Genomic DNA, 11,158 nt, shown 5'->3' with positions numbered 1-11,158 from the left:
TGCGCCGGGGGAGAGGTGACTGAAGACAGAAAACCGCCTCAAGAAGCCATGCCAATTCCGGCGTCAATGCCAAAGATTGGACCGTCCACCATAAGCCTACCCCACTTTTGTCGCCGAATCCTTTTCTCTTCTCTGCCAGCCTTCATGTTTGCACGTGTCGCCATGAAAACATTCATCTTTTCTATGTTGGTCGCTTCGTTGAGCGTCATCGGATCGCTCGAGTCGCGGGCTCAAGAGACCGCCGAGATCTCTCCGGAACAACTTGAGTTCTTTGAGAATCGAATTCGTCCGGTGCTGGTTCGCGAATGCTACGAGTGTCATTCGGCCGAATCAGGCAAGACACGTGGAGGTCTGCGTTTGGACACCCGAGATGGGCTGCTGTTGGGCGGTGAGTCCGGGCCATCCATCGTGCCCGGACATCCGGAAGACAGCCCCTTTTGGGATGCGGTGACGTACAACGGTTGGGAGATGCCACCGCGAGGGCAATTGCCCGACGATGTGCTAGCGGACTTCAAACGATGGATTGAAATGGGATTGCCCGATCCCCGCGTTCGCGAATCGATCACGGTGGAAACCACAATCGATCTAGAAGCCGGACGAGATCACTGGGCATTCCAAAAACCGCAAGAACAAGCACCTCCTCAAGTACAAAATTCAGACTGGGCCAAGTCGACCATCGACCGGCATGTGCTGGCGAAACTCGAAGACAATGGTTTGCAACCAGCAATTGATGCGGACGCCGGAACATTGCTTCGTCGCCTTTCGTTCGACTTGATCGGATTGCCTCCCACCCCCGACGAAGTCCAATCCTTTCTTCGCGCGACAGCCAGGAATCGCGATGCGGCGATCGAGGCCAAAGTGGACGAACTGCTCGACAGCCCACGCTTTGGCGAACGCTGGGGACGCCACTGGATGGACGTGGCTCGCTACGCCGAATCCTGCGGCAACAGCACCAACAATACTTATCCCCATGCGTGGCGTTACCGCGATTATGTCATCGATTCTTTCAACGACGACACTCCCTACGATCGCTTCATTTCCGAACAAGTCGCTGGTGATTTGTTGCCGGTCAAAACGGATGAACAGTGGCAAGAGAACCTGATCGCAACCGGTTTTCTGGCGATCGGAACGAAAAACCTGGTCGAGCGAAATCCGCGGCAAGTCCAAGCGGACATCATCGACGAGCAAATTGACACGGTGACCAAAGCGTTCTTGGGTTTGACCGTCGCCTGTGCCCGTTGCCACGATCACAAACTGGATCCGATTCCAACAACCGACTACTACGCGATGGCGGGGATCTTCCAAAGCACCAACACGTACTACGGAACGGCCGAGGGGATCACCAACCGCAACGCATCGGATTTATTGCAGTTGCCGATCGAGGACAAAGTACCCGCCGGCAAAACGTACACTTCAGATGAGATCGATGATCTCAACGAACGAATGCGAGACCTTCGTTCCCAGATGTCCGAAGCGGTTCGCGACCGTGACAATCCCATGCAACAGCAATCGGTCATTCGACTGCGGGCTCAAATTGCATTGATCCAAGGGGTGTTGTCAGAGATTGATGACAACGGGATTCCGCGGACGCTCGCGATGGGAGTGCAAGACTCCGAGTCTTGCGCAGACGCAGCGGTTCTCGTCCGCGGCGATGTGGAAACTCCGGCGCAACGCGTTCCACGTGGCTTTGTTCAAATCCTTCCGCACAGTTCCGATTTTTCGATTCCGCCCGACTCCAGTGGACGACTGGAATTGGCCCAGTGGCTGACTTCGCCTGAGAATCCATTGACCGCCCGTGTGATGGTCAACCGCATTTGGCTGCATCTGTTTGGTGAAGGCATTGTGTCGACGCCAAACAACTGGGGACTGACCGGACAAGCGCCCTCGCATCCCGAGTTGCTGGATCACTTGGCAATCGAGTTCACCAAAGATTGGTCCGTGAAGTCAATGATCCGCGAAATTGTGTTGTCGCGAACCTATCAAATGAGTTCGCGAATGAACGAGTCGAACTACGAAGTTGATCCAGACAACCGGTTGCTTTGGCGTGCCAGCCCACGACAGTTGGATGCGGAATCGATGCGAGACGCGATCCTCGCCATCGGCGGTGGTTTGAACCTGGAACGTCCGATCGGTTCACCCCTCGCTCGCTATGGCAACAACCGAATCGGCAGGACACTCGACGCGTCGCTTTTGGACGGATTGAACGATCGACGTTCCGTGTATTTGCCAATCGTTCGCGACGCCGTGCCTCGTTCGCTCGCGTTGTTTGATTTCGCCGACCCAAGTCTTAGCAATGCGAAACGCGATGTGTCGAACGTTCCGACGCAGGCATTGTTTTTAATGAACGATGAGTTTGTGTTGCAGAACGCGGAAGCACTCGGCCGTCAATTACTTGACGAACACAAAAGCATTCGCGATGGCGTCGCGGCAGCATTCCTGGCGACTTATGGCCGACCGGCGACCGATTCTGAGATCCGAAGCTGCGTGGACTTCTTCCAAGAGTTCATGGGTCCGGCTCGCAGAAGATCCAATCGCTTTGTGCAGACACAAGAACTCGCGATGACAGCATTCTGCCAGGCGTTGATCGCTTCGGCTGAGTTCCGATGTTTGAACTGAACCATATGGCATGGGTTTCCAGCTTGTGGAACCTCACTCACAGGCTGGAAGCGTATGCCACAGGGAATTGCCGAACCGGGCGGCTTGCGCCGCTCCGCTAAGAAGCTTCACTCCTCCACTTCGCACTCTCATCAGGTTCCATCATGTCCGATTCAACCAACCTCTCTCGCCGCAATGCACTCAAAGCTGTCAGCAGTGGATTTGGCTACCTCGCATTTGCGGCATTGGCGACCGAGCAAGCACGTGCGAGCAATCCGCTGGAGGTGAAAGAGCCTCACTTTGAATGCAAAGCCAAACGCGTCATCTTTTTGTCGATGCGAGGTGCACCGTCTCATGTCGACACGTTTGACTACAAGCCGCAACTGACACAGGACACTGGCAAGGTCGGCAAGTACGGCGGGACCGGGCGGCTGTTGGGATCGCCTTGGGAATTTCGCCAACGAGGCGACAGTGGATTGTGGATTTCGGACTTGTTCCCCGAACTTTCCAAGCAAGCCGATGACTTGTGCTTGCTACGAGGCATGCATTGCGATCAACCCAATCATCCGCAAGCCACCACGCAAACTCACACGGGAAACTTTCAGTTCCCGCGGCCTTCGATGGGTGCGTGGACGCTTTATGGTCTCGGCACCGAAAACGAAAACTTGCCCGGGTTCATCGTTTTGAATCCGTCGCCCGGTGACAGTGGCAACTATGCCAGCTCGTTCCTGCCAGCGATCTATCAAGGAACCAAGATGAAAGCGGGCGGTCGAGGCCGTGGCGGGTTCGCTCAAAATATGATGCGACCAAACGGTGGCAATCAACCGGGACGATCACGTCGTGGAATGCAACCGGGAATGAACGGCGACCGACGCCGACGCTACGCCGAATCTCGGATGGGAATGTCAGGCGGTATGGACACGTCTATGCAGCAGCGTCCGTTTGGCCGTCCCTTACGCGATCAATTCGCTGGGCGCGATGACAGTGCGATTCCCAATTTGACAAACCGAATGTTGGATCCGGATTTGCAACGCATTCAGTTGGACCTGATTCAAAACCTGAATCAAAACAAACTCGATCGAGACGGCCACCAGCCTCAAGTGGAAGGCATGATCGAATCGTTTGAGTTGGCGTATCGAATGCAATCCGAGATGCCCGAGGCGATCGACTTGTCCGATGAATCTCAGGACACGTTGGAACTGTACGGCATCAATGGTTCGGGGACGGACGACTTTGGTCGTCAGTGCTTGATGGCGAGACGTTTGGCAGAACGCGGCGTGCGATTCATCGAATGCGTGAGCCCGGGATGGGACCACCACCGCAACTTGCGAGACGAAATGGACGATCACTGTTCACAGATCGATCGCCCCATCGCAGGATTGCTGCAAGACCTCAAGCAACGAGGCTTGCTGGATGAAACGTTGGTGATTTGGGCCGGTGAATTCGGCCGAACGCCACACGCTCAGAATGGCGATGGCCGTGATCACAACAACAAGGGCTACACCACATGGATGGCAGGCGGCGGAGTTCGCGGCGGGTTCAGCTACGGAGCCACCGACGAACATGGTTACGAAGCCGTTGAAGGCAAATGTCACATCCACGATTGGCACGCGACGATCCTGCACCTGCTAGGGCTGGATCACGAGAAGTTGACCTATCGGTATGCGGGACGCGACTTCCGGTTGACCGACGTCTTCGGAAGTGTGATCCACGAAATCGTTGGCTGAACGTTCGATCAACCGTTGCGTTGGAAACCGAGCATTCTTCCGCGAACGGGTGACCGGAAGAGGTCGTTCATGACCGTGTCGACGTGACTTGGTTTCAAGTGATCCGGCAAGACCGGTCCAATGAATGGTTTGGTCTCTGGCGGTGCAAACATATCCGTCGATCGAGACGATCGCATGACGGAATGATCCGTCGGATCTGGTCCCTCAACGGGTTCGGATTCCAATTCAATTGTGCCCTCGTTCAACCGGACATGTTGAAGATCCAACTTCGCCGGAGTCAGGCAAGCAGCGTTTCGCGATTGATCAATTTTAATGTCGAGCAGGTTGCCATCACTGCCGAGGATAGGCTGCGTTGAAAACACATAGGCAACCACGGTGCCGGTTTGCTCATCGACGTTTGCGATGAGTGCGGCTTTGTTGTCCCAGATCGCGCCGGGGCGAATGTCTTCCTTTTCGATTCGCACGGACTTGGGATCAAACTCGAATCGAATCTCGGCTGCTCTCAAGTTCGGCGCGTCCTCCACTTGGATCGACGCAACGGACGTTTGCGACACAGCCTCTTGCGCCAAGACAGGCCCCGAAACGGCGGGTCCCATGGCATCCAATGACACACTTGCCATCAAGTGTCGACCTTCCAAACGCTCGGTCGTCAACACGCGACATGTTTTGGCCATCCTGGCTCCCATGTATGTTTCCGAATGGAATCTTCTGTTCATCGCGAGTGCAATGAACGCCCGGCAATTTCAATTGGAGATTGAAACTCCACTCGAACTTGGGGACTTCAATGAAAGAAGTAATCCAGGCTGAACATTTGTGTCAACGTCACTCAACCTTACCCGACGAGAATCAGCCGACGCAGATTCGAGTTTCATTGGGAATGACCGAAGTGACTCCGATTGTTTTCTCGGCGGGCAATGCCAAGCATCAACGCAGAACGCAAACAGAGATCTGTTTCATGCAATGAGCAAAAAAGCGACGCCCATTCAGCGTGAATTCAATGCTTCGCTAAAACAGATTGCTTGCAAAGACTTCGTCCACCGCGGCGGTGTCATCCGAGTCGTCGTCGCTGGAACCAACGGGGGATCCCATCGCCGCCTGTGCCGTTGCGACGGTTGATACGGTCGAAGCAATCGGCGATGTGTTTGACTCATCAACCAAAGGTTCGCCGCTGGCGGTTGAATCCGATGTCGCGGTGGTGGCAGGCTCGGTCCCGCTAGCGGACGAAGTGGATGCCGCCAACACACTGGAACTAGCTGCTTCAGAACTTGCTGAACTGCTGCTAGTAGTTGATTCGGCAAAGGTGTTGATATCGCTGATTGCATCGTTCCAATTGTCGGAACCAACCGGCAACACCGTGTTGGTATGCAAGCGATTGAAGATGTACTGAGGAAGCAACCCCAGTTCGCGAAAGTTCTGGTCTTCGAGTGCAGTGCCTTCGACAAGCGTGACGGTCAGCTCGTTGACACCACTGTCCAAGTAGGCGACCGGTTGCGACTGTACAATTTCATAATCGCCGGGTGCTAAATCGGTGAACTCGTAACTGCCGTCGACATCAGTGGTTGTCTGAATTTCCGCGCCGGTCGATGTGTTAGTCAGAGTAATGGTGACGCCCGGAATGGCTTCGCCGGTTCCGACAACGTTGTCATTGTTTGCGTCCGCGTATACAAATCCAGAGATCGAGTCATCGCCGGTTGCGGCCGCGGTGATGGTGATCAAACCGTCGGTTGAGTCCGATCCGGAAACGGGTGCTGGATCGACCGAGATTTGCCCTTCGTTCAATGTGACTTGTGTCAGGTCCAACACCGTGGTGCTATCCACCACCGCGTCGTTGGCAACTGAAAACGGAAGTTCGACCAGACTGCCGGAAACGTCAGTCAACGCACTGGAGGCTGAAACAAAGATGACCACTGTTCCCGCCGCGTCGTCCACATTCGCAGTGACTTGCGTGTCGCTTCCGGTCCCCCAAATACTTCCGAAGTCGATGTCATCGGCATCCAGATCCAAAACCGACGTGTCGTAGCTCAAGCGGATTTCCGCCGCACGCACTCCGGTTGCCGAGTCAATGTTCACCGGAACAGACACGATTGCATCGGGTGCCGACATGAGGTCATCGGGAACGTTGACTGCTGCGAGAAGACGTCGGCCTTCGAGCGATTCAACGGAAAGGCGACGGGATCGAGAAGGTTTCATCAGAGCTTGCCAGAGTCTTTCTTGTTGTTTCGATGTCTCACTCAACGATACCTCTGACGCACCAACGCACAAAAAATTTCCAGAAAAATTCTGAAAGCCCGGTGACGAAATTCGTTCGGCGTCGTCTTAAAATCACCGTGGGCTCGATTTGAGCACTCAGTTTGTCGCCAGGGACCGCGTGACAATCCAACCTCAGCAGGGACGGCAGTATTGCTTTTCTCTCGACCCTTGGTCGAACAAGGTCTCCCATCTATGAAACCCGCTGTCCAACGATTGCTATCTCGTCTGACTTCGAATAAATCCCGTCATTCCCGCCATAAAAGCCGATATCTCGGATCGAGCGATCGACGATTGAAAGTCGAATCGCTGGAGTCACGGCGCGTTTTGGCGGCCACGATCGCTTCGTTCGCACCCACACCATCCGGCTTCACCGCCGAGTTGAGCGAAGAGATCAGCGTCCAAAAAATCAATTTGTACGACACCGAAGCCGGAGCCGCGGGCGCCGCTGACGTGACGTTGCAGGGTGCAACGACTGGTGAAGTGCGCGGTTCACTCGTTATCAACGGCACAACCGTCACATTCGTTGCAACCGATGGACCGCTCGCTGCAGACACCTACACAGCGACTCTTCGAAGTGCCAGCGACGGCTTCACCGACCTGGCCGACGGCGAGCTTCTTGACGGCGATGACAACGGCACGGCCGGCGGTAACTTTGTGACGACTTTCACCGTTGCCAGCCCCGCGTCTTTGGTTGTTGGATTGCCCGACATCGTTCGCGGACCAAGCCAAACAGTTCAATTGCCAGCCGGTGGCAGCGGAACCGATTTGCCAGCTGGGTTGCCAATTCAACTGAGCAATGCCGATGGCGTGACATCCGTGACGCTGACCATTCAGTACGATCCAGCCATGCTGGACATCTCCGCCGTTCAACTCGGTGCCGACGCTCCGACAGGAAGCCAAGTCGAAGCGAACTTGGACACGCCCGGCGTTGCAACGATCACGTTCTTCAGCCTCGAGGCCATGGACGCTGGTCAAGCCGACATCATTGATCTGATCGCGACCATTCCTGAAGACGCTCCTTATGGTTCCACCGGCACACTGACAATCAGTTCGTTGGATGTGAACGCGGGAGCCATGACCGCCAGCGCCGACGATGCCATTCAAGTCGTTGCGTTCCCCGGCGATGTCAACGCCAACCGTCGGTACGACGCCGAAGACGCTCGTTTGGTTGCCCGTGTGGGAGTCGACTTGGACAGCGGCTTTGTTGTCACGGACGCCAGCGGTTCCGGCGAAGCCTTTGTTCCTTTCGCGGCAATCGATCCCAACTTGCTCGGTGACGTGACGGGACAAGACGGATTGAGTCCGTTGGACGCGAGCGACTTGCTGCGACGAGTCGTCGGATTGTCGACACCAAACATTCCTGATTTGCCGGACGCCCAAGCACCGACCAGCATCAGCCTTTCCGCCACCACCGTGGCTGAAAACGTTGCCGTAGGAACTTCCGTCGGGACGTTCTCCACGATGGATCCAGACTCAGGCGACACGCACACCTATGCATTGGTTTCTGGAACCGGTGACACCGACAACAGTTCGTTCACCATTTCTGGCAACACGTTGTTGACCGCAGAAGTCTTCGACGCTTCGGTGCAAGACACCTACACCATCCGTGTGCAAACCACCGACTCGACGGGTCGGACATTGGAACGCGTTTTCACACTGACAGTGACCGATCAAAATGTTGCCCCCACCGGGATTTCGCTGAGCGACACATCGATCGCTGAAAACGAAGCGGCAAGCACTTCGGTCGGCACCCTGTCGACCACCGATAGCAACACGAATGACACGTTCACTTACAGCATCGTTTCAATCGACGGCAGCACCACCGACACCACGTTTGCCATATCCGGCAATTCGTTGGTCGCGACCGGATCCCTAGATTTTGAAACGAAGAGCAGCTACTCCGTCGTCGTTCGCACGACCGACCAAGGTGGACTGTCATTCGATCAGACTTTTACGATCAATGTCGATGACATCAACGAAGCCCCCACCGCAATCGCGATCAGCGACGATTCGGTCGCGGATGATTCGGTTTCGGGAACCGTGGTTGGATCCTTCACCACCACTGATGTGGATGCCGCCGACACATACACCTATGCGTTGGTGTCCGGAACCGGTGACACGGACAACGCTTCGTTCACCATCGTCGGCAATGAACTGCGAACGGCGACAACGATCGACTTCGACACGCAAAGCAGCTACAGCATCCGAATTCAAACAACGGATTCGGGCGGCGAAACATTCGAACAAGTCTTCACGATTGTTCAAAGCAACGAAGGCCCAACCGCGATCTCGCTCAGCAATGCCACCGTGGCTGAAAACGGCTCAGCGGGAGACACCGTCGGCACATTCACCTCCACCGACCCAACGTCCGGTGACACGTTCACCTACACGTTTGTGACCGGTGAAGGTGACGACAACAATGGGATGTTCGCGATCTCTGGCGACGAACTGCAAGCCAATGGATCGCTGGATGCCGAAACGCAAGGCACGTTGACGATCCGAGTTCGCAGCACCGACTCAACGGGCGAATTCACCGAAGAAACCTTCACCATCACGGTTTCCAGCGTTAACGAAGCACCAACCGCGATCACTGTATCGGGCACTCACGTTGCGACCGGTGAACCAAGCGGCACAACGGTTGGAACCCTGGGCACCGATGATCCGGATTCCGGTGACACGATCACCTACACGTTGGTTTCCGGAACCGGCGACACGGACAACGCCTCCTTCACCATCTCCAATGGAGAATTGGTCACCGCATTCGCGGCCAACCAGCAAACCCAGTCGTCCTACTCGGTTCGAGTTCGGGCACAGGATGCGGGCGGACTGTCCACCGAGGAATCTTTCACAATCACCATCACTTCGACCAACGTGGCGCCCACCGCCATCGCGATCGACAACAACGATGTGGAAGAAAACGCCGACGTCGGCACCACCGTTGGCACGCTCAGCACGACCGACGCCAACACGATGGACTCGTTCGTCTACACACTAGTCAGTGGCACGGGTGATACCGACAATGCATCCTTCGCGATTGACGGCGATGAGTTGGTGACCGCCGCATCGTTGGACTTCGAAACCCAGTCGTCGTACTCGGTCCGAATCCAAAGCACCGACCCGTTCGGATTGTCGACCGTGGAAACATTCACGATCACCGCGACGAACGTGAACGATGCTCCAACCGCGATCGCGATTGACAACAGCACAATCGCAGAAGACACCGCGTCAGGAACAACGGTCGGTGCACTCACCACAACCGATGACGACGCATCTGACACGTTCACCTACGCCTTGGTCAGTGGCGATGGCGACACGGACAACGCCGCCTTCACGATCAGTGGAAGCAACCTTGTCACCGCGACCACGTTCGATTTCGAAACCCAGTCGTCTTACTCGATCCGAGTTCAAACGACCGACTCCGCCGGCGCGACTTTCGAAGAAGTCCTCACGATCACCGTGACCGACACCAACGAAGTTCCCACGGCGATTGCCCTGGACAACGGCAGCGTTTCGGAAGATGCCGCATCGGGAACCACCGTCGGTGCGTTCAGCACAACCGACGCCGATGCATCTGACACCTTCACCTACACCCTGGTCAGCGGAGAAGGTGACACCGACAATGCCGCCTTCACGATCAGTGGCGGGAACTTGGTGACCGCTAGCACGTTCGATTTCGACACTCAGTCGTCTTATTCGATTCGTGTTCAAACCGAGGACTCGGCCGGAGCAACGTTCGAGCAGATCCTGACGATCACGATCACTGAAACCGAGGCCAATCAAACGCCGACGGCAGTTTCGATCGACAACACGGACATCGAAGAACACGCTACCGTCGGAACCACCGTCGGAACGCTCAGCACCACCGATGCGAACGCTTCGGACACCTTCACGTACGCTTTGGTCAGCGGCGAAGGCGACACCGACAACGCTGCCTTCACGATCAATGGCAGCGAACTCGTGACGGCGAGCTCCTTCGACTTCGAGACTCAGTCGTCCTACTCGATTCGAGTGCAAACGACCGACTCGGGTGGAGCCACGTTTGAGCAGATCCTGACTCTGTCGATCACAGATTCCAACGACGCACCGTCATCGCTCGCGATCGATAACGCCACGATTTCGGAAGACGTGGCATCCGGAACCGTCGTTGGTGAACTCAGCACGACAGACGCCGACGCGGGTGACACGTTCACTTATGCCCTCGTCAGCGGTGAAGGCGACACAGACAACGCCGCCTTCTCGATTGACGGCAGCAATTTGGTGACGGCGACCACGTTCGACTTCGACACCCAGTCGTCGTACTCGGTCCGTGTTCAATCGACGGACTCGGCGGGAGCTACCATCACGCAAGTCCTGACGATCACAATCACCGGCACAAACGCCGTTCCAACCGCGATCGCGTTTGACAACGACACCATTGCTGAAGACGTCGCATCGGGAACCACGGTTGGTGCATTGAGCACAACCGATGCGGATGCTGGCGACACGTTCACATACGCTCTGGTCAGCGGCGATGGCGACACCGACAACGCCGCCTTCACCATCGATGGCGGCAACCTTGTCACAGCGACAATGTTCGACTTCGAGAC

The 11,158-nt window shown here is 55.9% G+C and carries 5 protein-coding genes; 3 read left to right on the top strand and 2 right to left on the bottom strand.

From position 1 onward, the window contains the following. The first annotated feature begins 144 nt into the window (after positions 1 to 144). Both RE6C_RS16785 and RE6C_RS16780 read left to right on the top strand, forming a co-directional pair. Complete coding sequence (locus tag RE6C_RS16785) at positions 145 to 2,616, top strand: PSD1 and planctomycete cytochrome C domain-containing protein (RefSeq protein ID WP_008658369.1); 2,472 nt, start codon at positions 145 to 147, stop codon at positions 2,614 to 2,616. 143 nt (positions 2,617 to 2,759) lie between these two features. Beyond that, positions 2,760 to 4,322: a DUF1501 domain-containing protein gene (locus tag RE6C_RS16780; RefSeq protein ID WP_008658367.1), complete on the top strand. Its 1,563-nt coding sequence runs from the start codon at positions 2,760 to 2,762 to the stop codon at positions 4,320 to 4,322. 8 nt (positions 4,323 to 4,330) lie between these two features. On the opposite strand, the gene RE6C_RS16775 is transcribed toward RE6C_RS16780, so the two are convergent. After that, entirely contained in the window at positions 4,331 to 4,996 is a 666-nt protein-coding gene (locus RE6C_RS16775) for a cohesin domain-containing protein (protein ID WP_008658366.1), read from the bottom strand. 331 nt (positions 4,997 to 5,327) lie between these two features. Beyond that, the gene (locus tag RE6C_RS16765) at positions 5,328 to 6,512 is read right to left on the bottom strand and encodes a cohesin domain-containing protein (protein ID WP_173401801.1); all 1,185 of its coding nucleotides are present in this window, start codon (positions 6,510 to 6,512) and stop codon (positions 5,328 to 5,330) included. 252 nt (positions 6,513 to 6,764) lie between these two features. Here RE6C_RS16765 and RE6C_RS16755 point away from each other — a divergent pair. Continuing rightward, the coding region (locus tag RE6C_RS16755) for a cadherin domain-containing protein (protein WP_039962327.1) at positions 6,765 to 11,158 on the top strand (4,394 nt) is incomplete at its 3' end.

This window comes from Rhodopirellula europaea 6C, assembly GCF_000338295.1.
GTDB lineage: Bacteria > Planctomycetota > Planctomycetia > Pirellulales > Pirellulaceae > Rhodopirellula > Rhodopirellula europaea.
The sequence above is the reverse complement of the archived record's forward strand: the minus strand, read 5'-3'. Positions and strand labels throughout refer to the sequence as shown.

Bases quoted from the DNA above. Each gene is read 5' to 3' on its own strand.
- RE6C_RS16765 (WP_173401801.1), bottom strand. From the start codon at position 6,512: ATGAAACCTTCTCGATCCCGTCGCCTTTCCGTTGAATCGCTCGAAGGC.
- RE6C_RS16785 (WP_008658369.1), top strand. From the start codon at position 145: ATGTTTGCACGTGTCGCCATGAAAACATTCATCTTTTCTATGTTGGTC.
- RE6C_RS16775 (WP_008658366.1), bottom strand. From the start codon at position 4,996: ATGGCCAAAACATGTCGCGTGTTGACGACCGAGCGTTTGGAAGGTCGA.
- RE6C_RS16780 (WP_008658367.1), top strand. From the start codon at position 2,760: ATGTCCGATTCAACCAACCTCTCTCGCCGCAATGCACTCAAAGCTGTC.